We start from the raw sequence: 20811 nt of genomic DNA, 5'->3' as shown, positions 1-20811 counted from the left end.
GGGCCGACCCATGAAGATTCTCGTCCTCGGCTCGGCCGCCGGCGGCGGCTTTCCGCAGTGGAACTGCGCCTGCGAGGGCTGCCGGCGGGCACGGTCCGGCGATCCGGCGGCAAAGCCGCGGACCCAGTCGTCGCTGGCGGTCAGCGCGGACGGCGGGCGGTGGCTGCTGCTGAACGCCTCCCCCGACCTCGGCGCGCAGCTTCTGGCGAGCCCGCCGCTGCACCCCCGCGGGGGGCTGCGCGGCAACCCGATCTCCGCCGCCCTGCTGACCAATGCCGACATCGACCATGTCGCCGGCCTGCTGACCCTGCGCGAATCCCATCCCTTCGCCCTCTATGCGACGCAGCGGGTGCAGGGGGTGCTGGCGGCCAACAGCGTCTTCAACGTGCTGAACCCCCAGCTCGTGCCGCGCCGCGTCATGACGCTCGGCCAGCCCTTCCGGCCGGCGGATGCCGCCGGCACTCCCCTGGGCCTGGAGGTCGAGGCCTTCGCGGTGCCCGGCAAGGTGGCGCTCTATCTGGAGGACGCGGCGGCCGGCCCCGGCTTCGGCTCGGTGGCGGAGGACACGGTGGCCCTGCGCATCGCCGACGCCTCCTCCGGCAGGGCCTTCTTCTACATTCCCGGCTGCGCCGCGCTGCCCGGCTGGCTGGCCGACCGGCTGCGCGGGGCGGAGCTGGTCTTCTTCGACGGCACGACCTGGACCGACGACGAGATGCAGCGCACCGGCACCGGCACCAAGACCGCCGCCCGCATGGGCCACATGGCGATGTCCGGCCCCGGCGGCAGCATTGCCGCCTTCGACGGGCTGGGGGTGGGCCGCCGCATCTTCATCCACATCAACAACACCAACCCGGTCCTGCTGGAGGAGTCGCCCGAACGGCGGGCGGCCGAGGCGGCCGGCTGGACCATCGCCCATGACGGGCTGGAGCTGACGCTATGACGACGAGCCTGCCGCAGGACGAACCGCTCTCCCGCGATGCCTTCACCGAGGCGCTGTTCGCCGTGGGCGAGCGGCAGTACCATGACCTCCACCCCTTCCATAAGCTGCTGCACGGCGGCAAGCTGGCGAAGGGGCAGGTGCAGGCCTGGGCGCTGAACCGCTTCTATTACCAGGTCTCGATCCCGCGCAAGGACCTGACGATCATGTCCCGCATGGACGACCCCGCCCTGCGCCGGGTGTGGCTGCAGCGGGTGCTGGACCATGACGGGCTGGGGCCGGACGGGCAGGTGGAGGAGGGCAGGGTCGGCGGCATCGAGCGCTGGCTGCGGCTGACCGACGGGCTGGGGCTCGACCGCGACTATGTGCGGTCGCTGGAGGGCATCCTGCCGGCGACGCGCTTCGCGGTGGACGCCTACGTCCATTTCGTGCTCGACCATACGCTGCTGGAGGCGGTGGCCTCCTCGCTGACCGAGCTGTTCGCCCCGGCCATCCACCGCGAGCGCATCGCCGGCTTCGAGCAGAACTACGCCTTCGCCAACGACAGCACGCTGTCCTACTTCCGCAAGAGGCTGGAGGAGGCGCCGCGCGACGTCGATTTCGGGCTGGCCTATGTGCTCGACAACGCCCGCACGGCGGAGCAGCAGCGGCAGTGCATCCGCGCCCTGCGCTTCAAGACGGAGCTGCTGTGGGCGCAGCTCGACGCGCTGCACCACGCCTATGTCTCGCCGGGCCTGATCCCGCCCGGGGCCTTCGTGCCCGACGACATGACGCCGACCCGGTACACGCGATGAGCCTGCCCCCGACGACCGCCGTTCCACCGATCGGCGAAGAGAACCGCATCCGGCTGGCGCCGGGCGTCATCCTGCGCCACGACCGCACCCGCGGCCAATGGATGCTGATGGCGGCCGAGCGGCTGCTGGTGCTGGACGACACGGCACTGGCGGTGATCCGCGCGGCGACCGGGCCGGAGGCGGGGACGGTCGGCCAGGCGGTGGACCGTCTGGCGGTGGAGTACGACGCCCCGCGCGGCGAGATCGCCGCCGACGTGCTGGAGCTGCTGACCGACCTGCGCAACAAGGGATACGTCACGCCATGACTCCCGGTCCCGCATCGCCCGATCCCGCGCCGCCCTTCGCCGTCCTGGCGGAGCTGACCCACCGCTGTCCGCTGCGCTGCCCCTACTGCTCCAACCCGGTGGCGCTGGAGCCGGCGAGCGCCGAGCTCGACACCGCCACCTGGAAGCGGGTGCTGGACGAGGCGGCGGAGGCCGGCGCGCTGCAGGTCCATTTCTCGGGCGGCGAGCCCTGCGTCCGCAAGGATCTGGAGGAGCTGGTCGCCCATGCCACGCAGGCCGGGCTCTACAGCAACCTGATCACCTCGGCCGTGCTGCTCGACGCCGGGCGGCTGGAGCGGCTGAAGGCGGCCGGGCTGCAGCATGTCCAGGTCAGCCTGCAGGACGTCGAGCCCGGTGGCGGCGACCGCATCGGCGGGTTCCGCGGCGGCCATGCCCGCAAGCTGGAGGTCGCGCGGATGGTGGTGGAGGCCGGGCTGGCCCTGACCATCAACGCCGTGCTCCACCGCCACAACATCGAGCGGGTGAACGACTTCATCGACCTGGCGCTGGCGCTGAGGGCCGGGCGGATCGAGATCGCCAACGTGCAGTACTACGGCTGGGCGCTGGCCAACCGCGCCGCCCTGATGCCGACGCGCGAACAGCTTCTCACCATGGACGCGCGGGTGCGCGAGCGGCTGCCGTCGCTGGCCGGGCGCATCGTCGTCGACTATGTGGTGCCCGACTATTACGCCCGCCGGCCGAAGTCCTGCATGGGCGGCTGGGGGCGGCGCTTCATGAACGTGACGCCGGCCGGCAAGGTGCTGCCCTGCCACGCAGCGGAGACGATCCCGCACCTGGAGTTCGAGACGGTGTTCGACCGGCCGCTGCCGGACATCTGGCGCGACGGCGCCGCCTTCCGGCGCTACCGCGGCACCGGCTGGATGCCGGAGCCCTGCCAGTCCTGCGAGCACAAGGAGGAGGACTGGGGCGGCTGCCGCTGCCAGGCCCTGGCGCTGGCCGGCGACGCCGACGCCACCGATCCGGTGTGCGAGCGCTCGGCCGCCCATGCCGCCGTCGCGGCGGTCCGCGACCGGGACGCCGATTCCGTCGGCACCGTCTGGCGCTATCGCGGCATCTGATCGTCTGTAACGCCGATCATCCGTCTCCAACCATAGTACAATTTACCGGAGCCGCCGAAAACTGGATCAATGGCCCTACGAAACACGCCGGAGAGATGCTCCCCGCCGGCTCAGCAAGGAAGAGGAAAGGCCCAATGATCCACCAGGCTCTCGAGACGCTGCAAAAGCAAGTCGCGCTCCGCCCCCGGTATGACAACTTCATCGGCGGTCAGTGGGTGGCGCCTGTGGACGGGCAATACTTCACCAACCTGACCCCGATTACCGGGAAGCCGCTGTGCGAAGTGGCCCGCTCCCAGGCGATCGACGTGGAAAAGGCGCTGGACGCCGCCCACAAGGCCAAGGACGCCTGGGGCCGCACCTCCCCGACCGAGCGCGCCAACATCCTGAACAAGATCGCCGACCGCATGGAAGAGCGGCTGGAGATCCTGGCGCTGGCCGAGACGCTGGACAACGGCAAGCCGATCCGCGAGACCCGCGCGGCCGACATCCCGCTCGCCATCGACCACTTCCGCTACTTCGCCGGCTGCATCCGCGCCCAGGAAGGCTCGATCGCCGAGATCGACCACACCACCTACGCCTATCACTTCCACGAGCCGCTGGGCGTCGTCGGCCAGATCATCCCCTGGAACTTCCCCATCCTGATGGCGGCCTGGAAGATCGCCCCGGCGCTGGCCGCCGGCAACTGCATCGTGCTGAAGCCGGCCGAGCAGACCCCGATGGGCATCCTGGTGATGATGGACATCATCGGCGACCTGCTGCCGGCCGGCGTGCTGAACGTCGTCAACGGCTTCGGCATCGAGGCGGGCAAGCCGCTCGCCACCTCCAAGCGGATCGCCAAGGTCGCCTTCACCGGCGAGACCTCCACCGGCCGCCTGATCATGCAGTACGCGTCGGAGAACATCATCCCGGTGACGCTGGAGCTGGGCGGCAAGTCGCCGAACATCTTCTTCGCCGACGTGATGTCCGAGGACGACGACTTCTTCGACAAGGCGCTGGAAGGCTTCGCGATGTTCGCGCTGAACCAGGGCGAGGTCTGCACCTGCCCGTCGCGCGTCCTGGTCCAGAAGTCGATCTACGAGCGCTTCATGGAGCGCGCGGTCGAGCGCGTCAGCAAGGTGGTGCAGGGCCATCCGCTCGATCCCGCCACCATGATCGGCGCCCAGGCCTCGCAGGAGCAGCTCGACAAGATCCTGCACTACATCGACGTCGGCAGGGCCGAAGGCGCCAAGGTGCTGACCGGCGGCCAGCGGGCCCATCTCGGCGGCGAGCTGGAGACCGGCTACTACGTCACCCCGACGGTCCTGGAAGGCCACAACAAGATGCGCGTCTTCCAGGAGGAGATCTTCGGCCCGGTGGTCTCGGTCACCACCTTCGACACCGAGGAGGAGGCGCTGCAGATCGCCAACGACACCACCTTCGGCCTCGGCGCCGGCGTGTGGACCCGCGACGGCAACCGCTACTTCCGCATGGGCCGCGGCATCCAGGCCGGCCGCGTGTGGATCAACTGCTACCACCTCTACCCGGCCCACGCGGCCTTCGGCGGCTACAAGCAGTCGGGCATCGGCCGCGAGACCCACAAGATGATGCTGGACCACTACCAGCAGACCAAGAACCTCCTGATCTCCTACAGCCCGAACGCTCTTGGGTTCTTCTGAGCGTACTCCTCCCTGATCGGGCAGACCTGGGCCGGGGGCTTTCGCCTCCGGCCCCATTTTCTCTTGAGGACCCCGTTCCAGACCGCGAGGAGGATGCCCCCGTGATCGAGCGCGTCACCGCCACTCCCGCCGTGCGGGCATTGCTGGGCCGGCTGGCGGCCAGGCACGGCCCGCTGCTGCTCCATCTCTCGGGCGGCTGCTGCGACGGCTCCGCCCCCATCTGCCTGCCGCGCGGCGATTTCCGCCTGGGCGGCCGCGACCTCTGCCTGGGCTGGGTGGAGGAGACGCCGCTCTGCATGGCCGACGACACCTTCGCCTGGTGGGAGCATTCCGAAGTGCAGCTCGACGTGGTCGAGGCGCGCGGCGGCGGCTTTTCGCTGGAGGTGCCGGATGGTGTACGGTTGGTGGCCCGCTCCCGTCTGTTCACCGACGAGGAGCTTCCCAACCTGCGCCCGCCCGTCCCGGCCGGAACCCTGCCCGAGACGTGCCCCGGAGACGTCTAGCACCATGGTAGAAAGCCAGCGCCCGCCGAAGCCGCTTGTCCGACGCCATCCCAGGAGTATTCTGACCGGGCATGGTCCGGGCACACTTGGTCAGGCTGCACAGGGAGGCCCCGTGTCGGAGACCGCCGTCGGGCAGTTCAGCGGGCAGTACAGCGGGCAGGTAACCGAGCAGGCCGCTGGGCATATCGGCGGTCTGACGCAGGATCGCGATGCCTTGCCGCGCGCCGTCTCCCGCGCCGACAGCGCGTACGAGGCGGCCCGGGACCTGCGCCGCCAGTTGGGCGACGGGCCGTTCGACGCCGTGCTGGTCTTCTGCGCTCCCCGCTTCGAGCGCGCCCTGCTGGCCGAGGCGCTGGCGGCCGAGTTCGGCCCGGTCCCCGTCTTCGGCTGCACCACCGCGGGGGAGATCGGACCGGGCGGCTACACCACCAACACGCTGGTCGGCGTCGGCTTCCCGGCCGCCGACTTCACCGTGGTGACGGCGCTGATCGACCATGTCGACGGGTTCGAGATCACCGACAGCACGGCCATCGCCCGCGACCTGATGGACCGGCGTGACCGCGCGCTGGCCGAACGGCCGGTGCCGCTGGCCTCCGCCGACAGCTTCGCCATGCTGCTGATCGACGGCCTGTCGATGAGCGAGGAGACGGTGGTCAGCGCGCTGCACAACGCGATGATCGACGTTCCGCTGTTCGGCGCCTCGGCCGGCGACGACCTGCAGTTCGAGCAGACCTTCGTGCTGCACGACGGGGAGTTCCATGCCAACGCGGCGGTGGTCGCGCTGGTCACCACGGCGCGCCCCTTCACCGTCTTCCGTACCCAGCATTTCGTCAGTTCCGACCGCAAGATGGTGGTGACCGGCGCCGATCCGCAGCGCCGCATCGTCAACGAGATCAACGCCGAACCGGCGGGCCGCGAATATGCCCGTCTGGTCGGGCTGGACGGCGAGCCCCTGACGCCGCTGATCTTCGCCGCCCATCCGGTGGTGGTGCGGGTCGGCGGCCAGTACCATGTCCGCTCCATCCAGAAGGTGAACGAGGACGAGAGCCTGACCTTCTTCTGCGCCATCGACGAAGGGATCGTCCTGACGGTGGCGGAGGGGGTGGATCCGGTCGCCAACTTCGACGGGCTGATGGAGAGCATCCGCGACGAGATCGGGGCGCCCGACCTGATCCTCGGCTGCGACTGCATCCTGCGCCGGCTGGAGCTGGAGCAGCGCTCCCTGCTGGACATCATGTCGTCGCGCCTGGCCCTGCACCGCGTCGTCGGGTTCTGCGCCTATGGCGAGCAGGTGAACGGCATGCACGTCAACCAGACCTTCACCGGCGTCGCCATCGGGAGGCGGTGAGATGCGCGAGCTTTCCGCCCCTGTCCGGCCCGATCCGGTTCCTGGCGATCCCGGCCGTCCGCCGTCCGCCGCCGACCGCGTCGCGGAGCTGGAGCGCGAGAACGCCAAGCTGCGCCGGATCAACAAGGTGCTGATGGACCGCGTGGAGCGGTCGATGGATTTCCAGGGCGGCGCCTTCTCGCTGTTTCAGACCGCCATCGTGCTGGAGCACAAGGTCCGCGAACGCACGCTGGAGCTGGAACGCGCGCTGCACAAGCTGGAGGACAGCAACCGCGACCTCGCCCGCGCCAAGGAGCTGGCGGAGACCATGCGCACCCGCCTGTTCGAGGCGATCGAGTCGGTCAGCGAGGGGTTCGCGCTGTTCGACGCCGACGACCGGCTGGTGCTGTGCAACCGGAAATACCTGTCCTACTGGCCGGCGGTGTCCGACCGCATCCAGGCGGGCATCCGCTTCTCCGAACTCGCCGCCATGGTCGCCCGGGCCGCCGCGATGACCGAGCCGCCGCCGGAGCTCTGGCTGAGGGAACGGCTGGAACACCGTCACGACATGAACGGCCCCTTCCTCAACCAGTTGGCCGACGGCCGCTGGATCCAGGTGAACGAGCGGCGCACCCGCGACGGCGGCGTGGTCGGCGTCTACACCGACATCACCGACATCAAGGAGGCCGAGGCCCGGCGGCGGGCGTCCGAGCAGGCCGAGAAGTCGGCGCTGATGCTGCTGAACGACCAGCTTCAGGAGGAGGTGCGCGACCGCGTCGCGGCGGAGGCGGCGCTGCGCCTCGCCAAGGCGGAGGCCGAGCAGGCGAACCTGTCGAAGACCCGCTTCCTGGCGGCGGCCAGCCACGACCTGCTGCAGCCGCTGAACGCGGCGCGCCTGTTCGTCTCCGCGCTCGCCGACCTGGAACAGCCGGCGCAGAATGCCGAGCTGGTCCACAACATCGACATCGCCCTCGCCTCGGTCGAGGATCTGCTGGCCGCCCTGCTCGACATCTCCAAGCTCGACGCCGGAGCGGTGACGCCGGAGGTCGCCGACTTCCCGCTGCGCAGCGTGCTGGCGCCGCTCGCCACCGAATACGCGGCGGTGGCGGCGGAGCGCGGCATCACGCTGTCGGTGGTGGGATCGGGGGCGGTGGTGCGCTCCGACATGCGGCTGCTGCGGCGGATCGTGCAGAACTTCCTGTCCAACGCGCTGCGCTATGTCCAGGGCGGGCGGGTCGTGGTCGGCTGCCGGCGCAGCGGGGCCAATGTGCGGATCGAGGTGTGGGACAACGGTCCCGGCATCCCGCCGGACAAGATCGCCGAGATCTTCCAGGAATTCCGCCGGCTCGACACCCCCGGCACCAAGGGGCGCGACCGCGGCATGGGGCTGGGGCTCGCCATCGTGGACCGCGTCGCCCGCGTGCTGGGCCACCCGATCACCGTCCATTCCGAGGTCGGTCGCGGCTCGGTCTTCGCCGTCACCGTGCCGCGCGGCATCGAACGGCGGGTGATGCGTCCCGCCGCCACCGCGGCGGCCCGGCAGCTCGGCAACCGTCTGGCCGGAACCTCCGTCCTCGTGCTCGACAACGAACCGGCGGTGGTTGCCGGCATGGAGGCGCTGCTGCGCGGCTGGGCCTGCGACGTCGTCTCCGCCGGATCGGGGGAGGAGGCGCTGGCCCTGCTGTCGGGCATGCCGCAGCCGCCGGACCTGCTGATCGCCGACTATCACCTGGACGACGGCGCCCTGGGGGTGAACGAGGTCGCCCGGCTGCGCGCCGCCTGCGGGCGCATCCTGCCGGCCGTCATCATCACCGCCAACCGCACCGCCGAACTGGCGGAGGAGGCCAAGGCGGCCGGCTGCCTGATCCTCAACAAGCCGGTGAAGCCCGCCCAGCTCCGCGCCGTCATGTCGGGGCTGGTGGGGTAGGGGCGGCTTGCTCCGCTTGCGACAGCCGGGCCTCCAGCGCCCCGACCTCCTCGGCGGCGAAGACCTCGATGCCGTTGCGGCGGAGCAGGGCGGCGGTCACCCCGTCGCCCGCATGCGTCCTTCCGCTGAAGCCGCCGTCATGGATGAAGCGGCTGCCGCAGGACGGGCTGCCATCGGTCAGCAGGGCGTAGCGGCAGCCCTCCCGCACCGCGGTCGCCAGCGCCGCCTCGGCCCCCGCCAGGAAGGGGCGCGTCACGTCGGTGCCGGTGGAATCGATGATCCGGGCGGTGCCGGACAGCACCGCGCCTCCGGTCCGGCCCGCGGCGATCTCGGCAGGCGGGCGGGGAACCGGAAGGCCCGCCGACAGTTCCGGGCAGACCGGGACCAGCCGGCCCTCCGCCCGCCAGCGCTCCAGCACCGGGTGGAGGAGCGTCCGGGCGGAGCCGTTGTAGCGGACCGGCTGGCCGAGCAGGCAGGCGCTGACGAGGATCTTCGAAGCCATACGGTACATCCCGGCGCGGCGATCGGTCGCAGAATACCGCATCGTCCGCCGCGGACAAGCGGCCGGCAGGCGGGATTGCCGAACCTTGCGGCAGGGCCGCGCAGGACTTGGCATCGCCGCGCCCCGCCACCTCCCGGTCGTGTCGTCCGTCCCCTGTCTCTCGCGGATCCGGACGGGATGGCGGACGGAATCCCCCGATCCTGGCGCCGCATCATCGATATGCGACTGAAAGTGAGTCGCAGATTGCCTGTTGACCCGCTCTTCCGCTCAAGCTAGGCAATCGAAAATGCGAGTTAATCGCAAATCTTGAGCGGGACGGGACGAATTGGTCGGAGCGGGAACGGGTATGGCGGTCGCCTTGCCGGTCGGGCTGCTTGCCGCCTGGGCGGCATTGTCCGCCGCCGGGCAGCTCAACGCCTATCTGCTGCCTCCCCCGTGGGAGGTGTGGGCGACGGCGGTCGAGATGGCGCGCAGCGGCGAGCTGTACCGCCATACCCTGGCGAGCCTGGGGCGCGTGCTGGCGGGATTCGCCGTCACCGTGGCGCTCGCCGGGCCGCTCGCCGTTCTGGTGCATCTGCTGCCGCCGCTCGGCGCGCTGCTGCGCCTGCCGCTGGAGGGGCTGCGGGTGACGCCGCCGCTGGCGCTGGTTCCCCTGCTGATCCTCTGGCTCGGCATCGGCGAGGCGTCGAAGCTGGCGGTCATCGTGCTCGGCAGCTTCTTCCCGATCTTCCTGAACGTCCTGACCGGGCTGGAGCAGGCCGACCGGCGTCTGCTGGAGATGGCCGATACGCTGGCGCTGACCCCGGCGGACAAGGTGCGCCACATCCTGCTGCCCGCCGCCATGCCCGCGGTCCTCACCGGGCTGCGCATCGGCTTCGGCTATTCCTGGCGCGCCCTGATCGGGGCGGAGCTGATCGCCGCCTCGGCCGGCCTCGGCTACCTGATCGTGGATGCGGGGGAGATGGCGCGGACCGACCGGATCTTCGTCGGCATCCTGGCCATCGCCCTGCTCGGCGCCCTGTCCGACCGGCTGCTGAGCCGGCTGGCCGCGGCGCTGGTCGATTGGGACCGCAGGACCGTGGAGGCCGCCTGACATGCTCGGCGTGCGCGTCCGCGGCCTCAGCCGACGCTATCTCGTCCGGGCCCGGCCGGTGGTCGCCCTGGACGGCGTGGACCTGGAGGTTCCGCCGGGCAGCCTCGTCGCCATCGTCGGATACAGCGGCTGCGGCAAGACCACGCTGCTGCGCCACGTCGCCGGGCTGGAGACGGCGGAGACCGGATCGGTCGCCTTCTTCGGGTCCGACGGCCAGTCCCGTCCGCCGGGCCGCATCGGCATGGTGTTCCAGGAACCGCGGCTGCTGCCCTGGAAGACGGTGCGCGAGAATGTCGGGCTCGCCACCCTGCGGCTGCCCGCCGGGGTTGGGGCGGGATGGACCCGCATCGAGGAGACGCTGGCGCTCGTCGGGCTCACCGCCTTCGCCGACGCGCGTCCGGCGCAGCTGTCCGGCGGCATGGCGCAGCGGGCCGCGCTCGCCCGCGCGCTCTGCCGGGAGCCGGAGCTCCTCCTGATGGACGAGCCGTTCGGCGCGCTCGACGCGCTGACCCGCACCCATCTGCAGGGCGAACTGGCGCGCATCCGTCTGGCCCGCTCGATCACCACCCTGTTCATCACCCACGACGTGGCGGAAGCCGTCCGTCTGGCCGACACGGTCGTCGTCATGGCGGCCGGCCGGATCATGGCGACGCTGCCCGTCCCGCTCCCCCATCCGCGCGATCCCGCCGATCCGGCCCTGGCCCCGCTCCAGGCCGCGGTGTTCGCGACCATCCTCGGCGACGCCCGCCATCCCCTCGCTCATCAATCGGAGACCCTGTGATGCAAGCAACCCGTCGCCACCTGCTGGGCGGCCTCGCCGCGCTGTGCGCGCTCGGCGGCCTGTCCCGTCCCGCCGCCGCAGGCGTGAAGGAGATCAACATCTCCTACGTCAAGGCGCCCTTCAACCTGCAGTCCATCGTGATGCGCCGGCGGCAGCTTCTGGAGAAGGAGTTCGCCGCCGACGGCATCACCGTCACCTGGCACGACCTGACCACCGGGCCGCAGCAGACGCAGGCGATGGCGGCCGGGGCGCTGGACATCGGCGGGGTGCTGAACACCGCCTCGGTCCTCATGGCGAACGCCAGCGGCAATCCGGTGCGCATCGCCGCCGGGGTCAGCCGTCCGGCGCGCACCTTCGCCATCCTGGGCAAGGCCGGCGGTCCCGCCGGCGTGCGCGACCTGAAGGGCAAGTCGGTTGCCGGGCCGAAGGGAACCGTGCTGCACCAGCTCCTGGTCGCTGCCCTGGCGCGCGAAGGGCTGTCCGTCTCGGACGTCGAGTTCATCAACATGGACCTGCCGAAGACCCAGGCGGCCCTGCTGGCCGGTCAGGTCGACGCCGGCCTGCTGGCGGCCAGCCTCGTCATCAAGTCGGTCGCCGCCGGCGCCCGCGTCATCGCGACGGCGGACGGGCTGGTCTCGCCGCTGCTGGTGATGGGCGTGCGCGACGCCTTCGCCCGCGAGCAGCCGGAGCTGCTGGCCCGCGTGGTCAAGGTCCACCGCGAGGCCATGGCGCTGATCGAGGCGGACCGCGAGGCCGCCATCGCGCTCGGTGCGGAGGAGCAGGGCATCAGCCTGGAGGAGGCGCGCACCCTCGCCCAGTGGACCAACCTCATCGCGGTGCTGGAACCGACCGACGTCGAGGCGATGGCGGCCGACGTCCGCTTCCTGCTGGAGAACGGCATGCTCAAGCAGCCCGTCGATCCGAAGGCGCTGCTGCTTCCGCTGGCGATGGGATGAGGAGGGACGCCATGGCACTTTTCCTAGCGGTGCGCGATGCCGGCGAGACGGTGGCGATCACGCGGCAGGACCTGCTGACCTACAGCGGCCCCTCCCAGCTCATCGCCAGCGCGCTGATGTTCCGCCTGTTCGAGCAGGCCTTCGCCGACCTCAGCCCGGACGGGCCGCCGGAGCGCCGGGCGATCGCGATGCTCGTCGCCTTTCCCGGCGACGGCGTGCTCGACGGGGTGGAGATGGTGACGCGCGCCCGCACCGGCGGGCGGCTGACCATCGATACCGACGCCGGCCCGTCCGACGCGCCGCCCTCGCTGGTCGGGCGCTTCTATTTCGAGGTCGCGATCGGCGGCCGTCGCCGCGGCTACTGGCCGGCGGAGGGCTATTTCACCGACCAGTTCCGCGATCAGGTGGCGCGCTACCAGGACGGCGGCGGCACGGCGCAGGAGCAGGCGGCCTATCTCGCCTTCAAGCACCAGCTCGTCGGGCGGCTCCTGGCGGCCCCGCCGGGAACGCTGTTCCACGCACGCGACCTCTCCTGACGCCGGAGATCCGGGCGCCGTCACTGGGTGGCGGAGGAGCGGCGCCGGGGTGCCTTCGGCATCGGGGCAAGGGCGTTGCGGGTCTTGCGCCGGCTCGACCAGCGGTACTGCGGGTCCCCGGCGATCAGGTGGAGGTGGTCGGACAGCCGGTTGCGTTCCAGCCAGCCGATGGCCGCCTCCAGCTCCGACAGCCCCATTTCCGAGCGCGCCTTGTTCATCACGCGCTTCAGCACGGCATTGTAGGTGTGGTAGCCGACCGGACCGTCGGCGACGAGGTTGTTGTCCTCGTCCTCGATCACCTGGGCGGCGACGAGCTGGCCGATGCGCTGGCGCAGGTGATGCTCGGCGGCGCTGGGCGTCAGGGGCAGGTCGCCCTGGTCGCGGGCCGTCGCGCCGAAGTCCGGCCCCGGCGCCACCGTGGCGAAGCGCAGGGCGGTGGCATTGGATTCCAGCGGAATGATCTCCGGGTCGCGGTCGCTGGTGCGGTCGAAGGGCAGATTCTGCTGCCGGCGCCGGGTCTTCACCATGGCGCGGGTGCCCTGCTGCGTCTCCACCATGACGCGGAAGCGCTCGAACAGCTCGTCGGAGGGGTGGTAGATCAGCGCCCGCTGCTGCTCGTAGCTGCCGGCATGCGGATCGACCCGCGTCGCCCGCGCGATGGCCTGTTCCAGCCAGGGGCGCGAGCGGATATGGGTCAGGCAGGCGACATGCGAGATCTCCGGCGCGTCCAGCCCTTCGTAGGCCATGGCGACCGAGACCAGCACCGCCGGTTCCGGCCGCAGGCGGAAGGCGGCCACCACCTCGTGCGCGTCGCGGCTGTCGGAGATGGCGAGCCTCGCCATGCGCCCGGACTGGTCCCGCGGCATCCATCCGCGCAGCGTGTCGAGGTAGAAGCGCGCGGTGTCCTGGTCCGGCGCGATGACCAGCAGCTTGCCCAGCCCCTTCGCCTCGCGCCCCGCCGTCAGCTTCAGCTCCGCCCGGCGCCGGGCGCGGTGCTCCCGGCAGGACCGGTAGGCCTCGCGCAGCATCGACCGCGCGAAGCCGGTGCGCAGCGCCGTGAAGAGCGCGTCGCGCGTGTTCTCCCCCGCCTTGGACAGGGCGTCGACCCAGCGGGTGGTGCGCTCGGCGTCGAGCCAGCTCGCCGTGCCGTCCATCGCGCCGAAGGTGACCGGCAGGATCGCCTTCTCCGCCAGGGCCTGCCGGCGCGAATAGCCGACGATGGCCCAGCCCGGCGCCTTGAAGTCGATCTCCCGCACCCGCCGCGCGCCCTGCGGGCTGCGGTAGGGCAGCCAGAGGATGGGACGCCCGTCGGCGCGCTCCAGCGTCCCGCTCATCAGCAGCCGCGCCACCGAGCTTTCCAGCAGCGGCAGGATGGACCGGCTCCAGGAGGTTTCCTCCTCGGCGGTGGTGGAGCTGTCGGTATCGAAGACGGCGGGCAGATGGTGCAGCTCGTCGACCGCCAGCAGGTAGCGGTGGCGCCGGAACTCCTGCAGATGCAGGTCCGGCGCCGCCGCCACCGCCTGATATGTCGTGACGTAGCCCTGCAGCCCGCGGCAGAGGTCCCGCCCGTTCTCCGCGGCGCGGAGCGCGAGGGAATGGCCGAGCGCCTCGCGCCAGCGCGGATCGACGAAGGCCTCCTCCGCCTGCTGGCGCAGGCTGTCGCGCGGAACGATCCAGCAGATCCGGTCGATCTTCCCCGCCTGCCGCAGGGCCGCCCCCATGATCACCGGAAGCAGCGATTTGCCCCCGCCCGGTGTCACCGCCGCGAGCACGTCGCGGATGTCCGTCTGCCCGTGCGCGATGGCCTGTGCTATTCCGCTGACCATCCGCTGGTGGGTTCTCAGCTGCGGCATCCCATCCTGCTGTGTCGTGGCACAACGCAGCAGCAAGCGTAGGTTGCCGGGAGTCCCCGGGTCACGGAGTCAATCGGGGGTGTCCGGTCGCGGACGGGGTGGCGGGCGCCCCCGGAAGAGGCAACCCGGTCGGGCAGGCGGTCAGGCGGCGACCGCCCCCTTCAGCTCCGCCGCCACGGCCGCGAGGCCGGTCGCGAACACTTCGCCCAGCGCCTTGGCCACACCCTCGGCATCGGCGTCGGCCGCCTGGAAGCGGGCGGTCCAGTCGATGCGGGCGCTGTCGGCGCCGGTGGAGACCACCTGAAGGGTGGCGGTGTAGCCCTCGACCGGCAGCGGCGATTCCACGATGGAGTAGCGGTAGAGCCGGCCGGCCGCATCATGCTCCAGCAACTGCTCGCGGATGGCGGCGCCGTTCGCCAGGGACAGCGCCCGCACGCAGCCGGGGCGGTCGGCGGGGCCGTCCTGCTCCAGCGGGCTGGCGGTCACGGCGGGGTGCCAGGCGGACAGGGCCGCGAAGTCGCCGATCCGCGACCAGACCGTGGCGGCGGAGGCGTCGACGGGAGCGCAGCAGTGGACGAGCACCATGGCGGCGTTTCCTTTGTTGGTATCGCGAACGGTGCGAGAGTGCCCTCTCCCTCCGTCGCGGTCCAGCACGGATAAGGCTACCAACGGCCCCGCTCAGGCTAAGCCGGGCGGATTCCGGCTGCCGGGCCGGACGATCCGTTTCCGGACGGCCCGTTTCCGGACGGCCCGTTTCGGCAAGCGGACCCCCTTCGGTACCGCATCACCTGGCGGCGCCGAGCGCACAGCCGATGGCGGTGGCGAGCTGCTCGGGGTGAAGGGCTTGCGCAGGTAATAGGCCGGTCCGATGGCGTCCGCCCGGCGGCGGGTCGAGGGATCGTTCTGCCCGGTCACGAAGACGATCGGGCAACCGAAGCGTTCCCGCAGCAGTCCCGCCGTCATGATCCCGTCCGTCTCGCCCTGGATGCGGATGTCGACCAGTGCCAGGACGGGCGGTTCCGCCGAGGCCATCGCCATCGCCTCCTCGCAGCTTTCGGCCGGCCCGACGACGCGGTAGCCGAGCGCCCCGACCATCTCGGCGTTGGCGAGCGCGACAACCGCCTCATCCTCTACGATCAGGATACTCGATGCCATGCCGGAGCTACCTACTAAGTGCGGTTTCAGCTTTCGGCGAAACACCCTAAGGTAGCCGAAAGCGCAAGGGGCATGCCATGACTGATCTGGCCAATTCCGGGATCCCTGCCATCGGCACCATACCGTGGGGAAGCCATTTCTGCCAATTCTACGAGACGGCGGGTGATCTGGTCGACACGCTGGTCCCCTATTTCAAGGCGGGGCTGGAGGCCAACGAGCAGTGCATGTGGGTCACCTCCTCGCCCCTGCGCGCGGATGACGCGCAGACGGTGCTGCGCAAGGCGGTGCCCGACCTCGACCGCCGGATGCGCAAGGGCCAGATCGAGATCATCGACCATAACGACTGGTATCTGCGGTCCGGCAAGATGGGGGCCGACGAGGTCATCACCGGCTGGCTGCAGCGCAAGGAACAGGCGCTGTCACGCGGCTATGACGGCTTCCGCCTGACCGGGAACACCTACTTCCTGGAGGCGGAGGACTGGGATTCCTTCGCCGAGTACGAGGAGAAGGTCAACGACTGCTTCTGCGACCATCGGGTGCTGGCGCTCTGCAGCTACTGCCTTGCGAAGAGTTCGGCCGGCGACATCCTGGACGTCGTGAAGAACCACCAGTTCGCGCTGGCCCGCCGGCATGGCGAGTGGACCCTGATCGAGCATGGCGCGCTGAAGAGGGCGAAGGAGGAGCTGCGCCGCGCCAACGAGGAGCTGGAGCAGCGGGTCGAGGCCCGCACCGCCGATCTCCGCGCCGCCCTCGACGCCCTGCACGAGATCACCTCCAGCCTGGAACGCGCCTTGGCGGACAAGGACGTGCTGCTGCGCGAGGTGCACCACCGGGTGAAGAACAACCTGCAGATCATCAACAGCCTGCTGACGCTGAAGGCGCTGCGCTCCTCCGACCTGTCGATCCGCGAGGCCTTCAACGACACGCTGCGGCGGATCACCGCGATGAGCCTCGTCCATGAGGCGCTGTACCAGTACGAGGCGACGAGCGAGATCGACTTCGACCGGTATCTGCGCTCGCTGTGCGGTGCGCTGGTCGACAGCTTCGGCGCCGGCGAGCGGATCACCGTCACGGTCGAGACGGAGGACGCCTCGCTCCACCTCGACCGGGCCGTCCCGCTCGGGCTGATCGCGGTGGAGGCGCTGAGCAATGCGCTGAAGCACGCCTTCCCCGGCAACGGCAGCGGCGAGATCGCGGTTTCCTTCCGGACCGCCCGCGAGGGGCGGCCGGGCATCCTCGCCGTGCGCGACAATGGCGTCGGGCAGGAGCCGTCGGCCGGCAAGGGAACCGGCCTCGGCCTCGTCCGCGCCATCGCCAAGCAGGTGAACGGGCAGATCGAGATCACCGGCGGCGACGCCGGCCGCCGGGGCACGAGCTTCATGCTCCACTTCGCCGCCTGACGCCGGCCGGCTCCCGGATGGCCTTCCGGACCGTGGCGGCCCATCCCGCCGCCACGGTCCGGGCCGCGCGGATCAGGATGCCGGGCTGAGGGCGGCGGCCTGGGACGCCAGGCGATGCACCTCGTCCCAGCGCTGGTTCTTGACCGCTTCGGCCGGCGTCAGCCAGGTGCCGCCGAGGGCGAAGACGTTCGGCAGCGACAGGATCTCCTGCACATTCTCCGCCTTGATGCCGCCGGTGGGGCAGAAGCGCACCTCCGGCAGCAGCGGGGCCATGCCCTTCAGCGCCGGCGCGCCGCCGTTCAGCATGGCCGGGAAGAACTTCAGCTCGCGGAACCCGTATTCCCAGGCGATCATCGCCTCCGACACGGTGGCGATGCCCGGCAGGTAGGGCAGGCCGGTGGCCAGGGCCGCCTCGGCCAGCTTGCCGGTCAGGCCGGGGCTGACCAGGAAGCGGGCGCCGGCATCGCGGGCCTGGGCGAAATGCTCGGGCCGCGTCAGCGTGCCGAGACCGACCAGGGCGTCCGGCACGCGGGCGGCGATGGCCTCGACGCAGGCGAGTGCAGCCGGCGTGCGCAGCGTCACCTCCAGCGTGCGCAGCCCGCCGGCGACCAGCGCCTGGGCGAGCGGAACCGCGGTCTCGACGCTGTCGAGCACCAGCACCGGAACGATCCTCGGCCCCGACAGAAGCGGTTCCAGGAAGGGCAGGGACATGATCTGAAAACTCCGATGGAATAGCCGGGAAGGCGGCCGGCCGGCGGGCCGGCCCCCGGTCAGTCGAAGCCCGCCGCCCCGATGAAGAAGGCCGGGGTGGCGTGGCGGATGTCGTGGATGGTGACGCGCAGCCCGTCGAGATGGGCGCTCAGCGCCAGCGTCGCGCGGTCCGGGTCGTGCCCGGCGATGGCCTCGACGATGGCCTCGTGCTCGGCGATCACCTTGCCGATCTGGCCCGGCATCGGCAGGGTCAGGCGGCGGCAGCGGTCCATCTGCACCTTGACCTGCTGCGTGATGGTCCAGAAGCCGGGGAAGCCCGAGATCTCGGCGATCAGCGCGTGGAAGGCCTCGTCCGACTGGTGGAAGCCGTCCGCGTCGCCGCGCGCGTTCACCTCGTGCTGCATCTCGACGATGGCGCGGAGCTGGGCGATCTGGCTGCGGGTGGCGTTGGCGGCGGCAAGCCGCACCGTGGTCAGCTCCAGCGCCTTGCGGATCTCGCTCGCCTCCGGCAGGGCGTCCACCGGGATGCGGGCGACGAAGGTGCCGGACTGCGGGAAGACCTCGATCAGCCCCTCGTCGGCCAGCTTCAGCACGGCCTCGCGCACCGGCGTGCGGCTGACCCCGTAGGCCTGGGCGATCTGCTTCTCGTTGATCGGATCTCCCGGCTTGCGGTGCAGGGAGACGATCTGGTGGCGCAGGTCGCGGTAGATGGCCGTGGCCGCGGTGGCCGGCCGCTGCGCCGCCCGCGTGGCGAGCTTTCCGGTCGGCTTGGCGGGCGTCTTCCGCAGATCGCGGTCGTCGGTGTCGATGCTCATGGTCCGGAACTCCTCGCTCCAGCTTCTGCTGACGGGACCGGTCGGGGCGGCCGGGACTCTAGGTGGCTGCCTGGTCGCGCAGGGCCGCGGTGGCTTCGCGCGGGATGATGGCACCGCGGTGCTGGATGACGGTGGCGGCCAGCCGGTGCGCCGAGCGGGCGGCCTCCACCGGGGCGCGTCCGGCCAGCCGGGCGGCGAGGTAGCCGGCGCTGAAGCTGTCGCCGGCCGCCGTCGTGTCGACCACCGTCTCCACCCGCTCCGCCGGAACCAGGATCCGGGGGCAGGGCGGCTGGTCGCAGGGGCCGACGACGATGCAGCCGGGCGGGTCGAGCTTCAGGACGATCTCCGGCACGCCGGCGGCCTCCACGCGCTCCAGAACCGCTTCCGGCGTGGCGTCGCCGTAGAGGTCGTGCAGGTCCGGCACGCCGGGCAGCGCGATGTCGGTGCGGCGCAGCATCTCGTCATAGGCGCGGCGCGCGGTCTCCTTGTCCGGCCACAGGCGCGGGCGCCAGTTGGTGTCGAAGGCGACCCGGCCGCCGCGCGCGCGCAGGCGGTCGAGCAGGAGGAACAGGATCCCGCGGCCGCGCTCGCCCCAGATCGCGAGGCTGATGCCGGAGAGGTAGAGCAGGTCGTAGCCTTCCAGGGCCTCGATCAGGGCGGGCGACTGCGGCAGCACGAACAGGTCGCGCGCCGGGGCGGAGTCCCGCCAGTAGAGGAAGCGGCGCTCGCCCTTGTCGTCGGTCTCGATCATGTACAGGCCGGGGACGCGGCCGGGGACGCGCAGCACGGGGCCGGTGCCGACCCCCTCCGCCTCCCAGGCGGCGGCCATCACGTCGCTGTGCGGATCGTCGCCGAGGGCGGTGACGTAATCGACCGGAACGCCGAGGCGGGCGAGATAGACGGCGGTGTTCAGCGTGTCGCCGCCGAACCCCATGGTCAGGGACCGGTCCGGGCGGCGGAACAGCTCGATCATGCATTCGCCCAGCGCCGCTACCTTCTGTCGGGTCTTCTCCATCGCTCGCTCCTCGGTGGGACGTCGCCCGTCCCGGTGTAGGGGTACCGTATGTCGGTCAGTGGTCGCCCAGGTCCTGGGCCACTTCGCGGATCAGCCGCTCGGCCAGCGCGATGGACTGGTCGCGGTCGGCCTCGGCCATGTCGGGCACCGGCTCGCGTCCGCAGGGGAAGGAATCCGACCGGCAGAGCCAGGGTCCGCTGGCGGACACCAGCACCTCGAAGGTCCGGGCGTCCTCGTTGAACAGGCATTCGGCAGTGAACCCGCGCATGTCGGTCTCTGCCCACATCGTCATCTTGCTCATCTGTCCGTCCTCCCGGCCGCTCGCCGCGGAGGGGCGACCCTCCGCGGCGCCGGGCCGCAGGGTGAGAGGCTGCTATTTGGCGTTTGCCATGGCGACGGCGGTGTCGCTCATGCGGTTGGAGAATCCCCACTCGTTGTCGTACCAGGTCATGATGCGGACGAAATTGCCGTCGATGACCTTGACCTCCTTCAGCGCGAAGATCGAGCTGTGCGGGTCGTGGTTGAAGTCGGTGGAGACGAGGTCCTCGTCATAGACGCCGAGGATGCCCTTGAGCGGACCGTTGGCGGCGTCGGCGATCGCCTTCTGGATCTCCTCGGCGGTGGTGGCGCGCCTGGCGGTGAACTTGAAGTCGACCACCGAGACGTTGGGCGTCGGCACGCGGATGGCGGTGCCGTCCAGCTTGCCCTTCAGCTCCGGCAGCACCTTGCCCACCGCCTTGGCCGCGCCGGTCGAGGTCGGGATCATGTTCAGGGCCGCCGCGCGGGCGCGGTGCAGGTCCTTGTGGTTGGTGTCCACGATCCGCTGGTCGCCGGTGTAGGAGTGGATGGTGGTCATGAAGCCCTTCTCGATGCCCACGAGGTTGTGGAGCACGAAGGCGACCGGAGCCAGGCAGTTGGTGGTGCAGGAGGCGTTGGAGACGATCTTGTGCCCGGCCTTCAGCGCGTCGTGGTTGACGCCGTAGACGACGGTGATGTCCTCGTCGGTGGCCGGGGCGGAGATCAGCACCTTCTCCGCACCGGCTTCCAGATGCTTGGCGGCGTCGGCGCGCTTGGTGAAGATGCCCGAGCATTCCATGGCGACCTGGACGCCCAGCTCCTTCCACGGCAGCTTGGCCGGGTCGCGCTCCTGGATGACCTTGATCGAATGGCCGTTGACGATCAGCACGCCCTCGCCGGTCTCGATGGTGCCGGGGAAGCGGCCGTGGACGCTGTCGTACTTCAGCAGGTGGGCGTTGGCCTTCAGGTCGGCCAGGTCGTTGATCGCCACGACCTCGACGTCCTTGCGGCCGCTCTCGTAGATCGCGCGAAGGACCAGACGGCCGATGCGGCCAAACCCGTTGATTGCTACACGAACAGCCATTGTCATGCTCCAGGAAATCCAGTGATCGGCCGGACCGGGACCGGCCCCTGCCATATGTGGGTCGTATC

Annotated in this window: 22 protein-coding genes; 13 read left to right on the top strand and 9 right to left on the bottom strand. The window is 70.7% G+C overall.

The window, feature by feature from the left end; all coding sequences use genetic code 11:
- The first annotated feature begins 10 nt into the window (after positions 1-10).
- From pqqB to DEW08_RS27255, 8 genes are all read left to right on the top strand, one after another.
- Positions 11-940, top strand: coding sequence for a pyrroloquinoline quinone biosynthesis protein PqqB (pqqB, locus tag DEW08_RS27290; RefSeq protein ID WP_109333241.1), 930 nt, complete (start codon positions 11-13; stop codon positions 938-940).
- Positions 937-1731 carry a pyrroloquinoline-quinone synthase PqqC gene (pqqC, locus tag DEW08_RS27285; RefSeq protein WP_109333239.1) on the top strand — a complete coding sequence of 265 codons (795 nt, stop codon included), beginning with the start codon at positions 937-939 and terminating at the stop codon, positions 1729-1731. Before pqqB ends, pqqC begins: the two co-directional genes overlap by 4 nt.
- Positions 1728-2036 carry a pyrroloquinoline quinone biosynthesis peptide chaperone PqqD gene (gene pqqD, locus DEW08_RS27280; protein WP_109333236.1) on the top strand — a complete coding sequence of 103 codons (309 nt, stop codon included), beginning with the start codon at positions 1728-1730 and terminating at the stop codon, positions 2034-2036. The genes pqqC and pqqD overlap by 4 nt, the downstream gene beginning before the upstream one ends.
- Positions 2033-3133, top strand: coding sequence for a pyrroloquinoline quinone biosynthesis protein PqqE (pqqE, locus tag DEW08_RS27275; RefSeq protein WP_109333234.1), 1101 nt, complete (start codon positions 2033-2035; stop codon positions 3131-3133). The genes pqqD and pqqE overlap by 4 nt, the downstream gene beginning before the upstream one ends.
- A 134-nt stretch (positions 3134-3267) precedes the next feature.
- Complete coding sequence (gene adh, locus DEW08_RS27270) at positions 3268-4788, top strand: aldehyde dehydrogenase (protein WP_109333232.1); 1521 nt, start codon at positions 3268-3270, stop codon at positions 4786-4788.
- A 101-nt stretch (positions 4789-4889) separates the two neighbouring features.
- On the top strand, positions 4890-5291 hold the full coding sequence (locus DEW08_RS27265) for a DUF779 domain-containing protein (protein ID WP_109333230.1): 402 nt from the start codon (positions 4890-4892) through the stop codon (positions 5289-5291).
- A gap of 112 nt (positions 5292-5403) precedes the next feature.
- Positions 5404-6639: a nitric oxide-sensing protein NosP gene (nosP, locus tag DEW08_RS27260; protein ID WP_245987019.1), complete on the top strand. Its 1236-nt coding sequence runs from the start codon at positions 5404-5406 to the stop codon at positions 6637-6639.
- A 1-nt stretch (position 6640) separates the two neighbouring features.
- Positions 6641-8545, top strand: coding sequence for a hybrid sensor histidine kinase/response regulator (locus DEW08_RS27255; RefSeq protein WP_109333228.1), 1905 nt, complete (start codon positions 6641-6643; stop codon positions 8543-8545).
- On the opposite strand, the gene DEW08_RS27250 is transcribed toward DEW08_RS27255, so the two are convergent.
- Positions 8523-9047, bottom strand: a complete 525-nt coding sequence (locus tag DEW08_RS27250) for a 2-thiouracil desulfurase family protein (RefSeq protein WP_109333226.1) — start codon at positions 9045-9047, stop codon at positions 8523-8525. The two genes, DEW08_RS27255 and DEW08_RS27250, sit on opposite strands and share 23 nt — an antisense overlap.
- Positions 9048-9393: 346 nt before the next feature.
- Here DEW08_RS27250 and DEW08_RS27245 point away from each other — a divergent pair, with 346 nt between their 5' ends.
- The 4 genes from DEW08_RS27245 to DEW08_RS27230 are packed head-to-tail and all read left to right on the top strand — an operon-like array spanning position 9394 to position 12413.
- On the top strand, positions 9394-10140 hold the full coding sequence (locus tag DEW08_RS27245) for an ABC transporter permease (RefSeq protein WP_109333224.1): 747 nt from the start codon (positions 9394-9396) through the stop codon (positions 10138-10140).
- 1 nt (position 10141) lies between these two features.
- Entirely contained in the window at positions 10142-10921 is a 780-nt protein-coding gene (locus tag DEW08_RS27240; RefSeq protein WP_109333222.1) for an ABC transporter ATP-binding protein, read from the top strand.
- Positions 10921-11877, top strand: coding sequence for an ABC transporter substrate-binding protein (locus DEW08_RS27235; RefSeq protein WP_109333220.1), 957 nt, complete (start codon positions 10921-10923; stop codon positions 11875-11877). The genes DEW08_RS27240 and DEW08_RS27235 overlap by 1 nt, the downstream gene beginning before the upstream one ends.
- Before the next feature lie 11 nt (positions 11878-11888).
- Positions 11889-12413 (top strand): hypothetical protein, encoded by a 525-nt coding sequence (locus DEW08_RS27230; RefSeq protein WP_146214775.1) that lies wholly within the window; start codon positions 11889-11891, stop codon positions 12411-12413.
- 20 nt (positions 12414-12433) lie between these two features.
- On the opposite strand, the gene DEW08_RS27225 is transcribed toward DEW08_RS27230, so the two are convergent.
- From DEW08_RS27225 to DEW08_RS27215, 3 genes are all read right to left on the bottom strand, one after another.
- The gene (locus tag DEW08_RS27225) at positions 12434-14266 is read right to left on the bottom strand and encodes a DEAD/DEAH box helicase (protein ID WP_181449488.1); all 1833 of its coding nucleotides are present in this window, start codon (positions 14264-14266) and stop codon (positions 12434-12436) included.
- A 141-nt stretch (positions 14267-14407) separates the two neighbouring features.
- On the bottom strand, positions 14408-14851 hold the full coding sequence (locus DEW08_RS27220; RefSeq protein ID WP_109333214.1) for an SRPBCC family protein: 444 nt from the start codon (positions 14849-14851) through the stop codon (positions 14408-14410).
- A gap of 93 nt (positions 14852-14944) precedes the next feature.
- Positions 14945-15421 carry a response regulator gene (locus DEW08_RS27215; RefSeq protein WP_109333212.1) on the bottom strand — a complete coding sequence of 159 codons (477 nt, stop codon included), beginning with the start codon at positions 15419-15421 and terminating at the stop codon, positions 14945-14947.
- 77 nt (positions 15422-15498) lie between these two features.
- On the opposite strand from DEW08_RS27215, the gene DEW08_RS27210 reads away from it, so the two are divergent.
- Complete coding sequence (locus DEW08_RS27210; protein ID WP_109333210.1) at positions 15499-16821, top strand: sensor histidine kinase; 1323 nt, start codon at positions 15499-15501, stop codon at positions 16819-16821.
- A 72-nt stretch (positions 16822-16893) separates the two neighbouring features.
- On the opposite strand, the gene eda is transcribed toward DEW08_RS27210, so the two are convergent.
- From eda to gap, 5 genes are all read right to left on the bottom strand, one after another.
- Positions 16894-17532, bottom strand: coding sequence for a bifunctional 4-hydroxy-2-oxoglutarate aldolase/2-dehydro-3-deoxy-phosphogluconate aldolase (gene eda, locus DEW08_RS27205; protein ID WP_109333208.1), 639 nt, complete (start codon positions 17530-17532; stop codon positions 16894-16896).
- Positions 17533-17591: 59 nt separating this feature from the next.
- The gene (locus DEW08_RS27200; RefSeq protein WP_109333206.1) at positions 17592-18347 is read right to left on the bottom strand and encodes a GntR family transcriptional regulator; all 756 of its coding nucleotides are present in this window, start codon (positions 18345-18347) and stop codon (positions 17592-17594) included.
- Positions 18348-18405: 58 nt separating this feature from the next.
- Positions 18406-19362: a sugar kinase gene (locus DEW08_RS27195; RefSeq protein ID WP_109333204.1), complete on the bottom strand. Its 957-nt coding sequence runs from the start codon at positions 19360-19362 to the stop codon at positions 18406-18408.
- A gap of 55 nt (positions 19363-19417) precedes the next feature.
- Positions 19418-19663: a hypothetical protein gene (locus DEW08_RS27190; RefSeq protein ID WP_109333202.1), complete on the bottom strand. Its 246-nt coding sequence runs from the start codon at positions 19661-19663 to the stop codon at positions 19418-19420.
- Between the two features lie 72 nt (positions 19664-19735).
- Positions 19736-20743 (bottom strand): type I glyceraldehyde-3-phosphate dehydrogenase, encoded by a 1008-nt coding sequence (gene gap, locus DEW08_RS27185; RefSeq protein ID WP_109333188.1) that lies wholly within the window; start codon positions 20741-20743, stop codon positions 19736-19738.
- Between the last annotated feature and the right edge of the window lie 68 nt (positions 20744-20811).

The sequence above is a fragment of the Azospirillum thermophilum genome (assembly GCF_003130795.1).
Lineage (GTDB): Bacteria > Pseudomonadota > Alphaproteobacteria > Azospirillales > Azospirillaceae > Azospirillum > Azospirillum thermophilum.
The sequence above is the reverse complement of the archived record's forward strand: the minus strand, read 5'-3'. Positions and strand labels throughout refer to the sequence as shown.

Excerpts from the sequence above, each read along its gene's own strand:
- pqqB (WP_109333241.1), top strand. The coding sequence starts at position 11 with ATGAAGATTCTCGTCCTCGGCTCGGCCGCCGGCGGCGGCTTTCCGCAG.
- pqqC (WP_109333239.1), top strand. The coding sequence starts at position 937 with ATGACGACGAGCCTGCCGCAGGACGAACCGCTCTCCCGCGATGCCTTC.
- pqqD (WP_109333236.1), top strand. The coding sequence starts at position 1,728 with ATGAGCCTGCCCCCGACGACCGCCGTTCCACCGATCGGCGAAGAGAAC.
- pqqE (WP_109333234.1), top strand. The coding sequence starts at position 2,033 with ATGACTCCCGGTCCCGCATCGCCCGATCCCGCGCCGCCCTTCGCCGTC.
- adh (WP_109333232.1), top strand. The coding sequence starts at position 3,268 with ATGATCCACCAGGCTCTCGAGACGCTGCAAAAGCAAGTCGCGCTCCGC.
- DEW08_RS27255 (WP_109333228.1), top strand. The coding sequence starts at position 6,641 with ATGCGCGAGCTTTCCGCCCCTGTCCGGCCCGATCCGGTTCCTGGCGAT.
- DEW08_RS27250 (WP_109333226.1), bottom strand. The coding sequence starts at position 9,047 with ATGGCTTCGAAGATCCTCGTCAGCGCCTGCCTGCTCGGCCAGCCGGTC.
- DEW08_RS27245 (WP_109333224.1), top strand. The coding sequence starts at position 9,394 with ATGGCGGTCGCCTTGCCGGTCGGGCTGCTTGCCGCCTGGGCGGCATTG.
- DEW08_RS27240 (WP_109333222.1), top strand. The coding sequence starts at position 10,142 with ATGCTCGGCGTGCGCGTCCGCGGCCTCAGCCGACGCTATCTCGTCCGG.
- DEW08_RS27235 (WP_109333220.1), top strand. The coding sequence starts at position 10,921 with ATGCAAGCAACCCGTCGCCACCTGCTGGGCGGCCTCGCCGCGCTGTGC.
- DEW08_RS27230 (WP_146214775.1), top strand. The coding sequence starts at position 11,889 with ATGGCACTTTTCCTAGCGGTGCGCGATGCCGGCGAGACGGTGGCGATC.
- DEW08_RS27225 (WP_181449488.1), bottom strand. The coding sequence starts at position 14,266 with ATGCCGCAGCTGAGAACCCACCAGCGGATGGTCAGCGGAATAGCACAG.
- DEW08_RS27220 (WP_109333214.1), bottom strand. The coding sequence starts at position 14,851 with ATGGTGCTCGTCCACTGCTGCGCTCCCGTCGACGCCTCCGCCGCCACG.
- DEW08_RS27215 (WP_109333212.1), bottom strand. The coding sequence starts at position 15,421 with ATGGCATCGAGTATCCTGATCGTAGAGGATGAGGCGGTTGTCGCGCTC.
- DEW08_RS27210 (WP_109333210.1), top strand. The coding sequence starts at position 15,499 with ATGACTGATCTGGCCAATTCCGGGATCCCTGCCATCGGCACCATACCG.
- eda (WP_109333208.1), bottom strand. The coding sequence starts at position 17,532 with ATGTCCCTGCCCTTCCTGGAACCGCTTCTGTCGGGGCCGAGGATCGTT.
- DEW08_RS27200 (WP_109333206.1), bottom strand. The coding sequence starts at position 18,347 with ATGAGCATCGACACCGACGACCGCGATCTGCGGAAGACGCCCGCCAAG.
- DEW08_RS27195 (WP_109333204.1), bottom strand. The coding sequence starts at position 19,362 with ATGGAGAAGACCCGACAGAAGGTAGCGGCGCTGGGCGAATGCATGATC.
- DEW08_RS27190 (WP_109333202.1), bottom strand. The coding sequence starts at position 19,663 with ATGAGCAAGATGACGATGTGGGCAGAGACCGACATGCGCGGGTTCACT.
- gap (WP_109333188.1), bottom strand. The coding sequence starts at position 20,743 with ATGGCTGTTCGTGTAGCAATCAACGGGTTTGGCCGCATCGGCCGTCTG.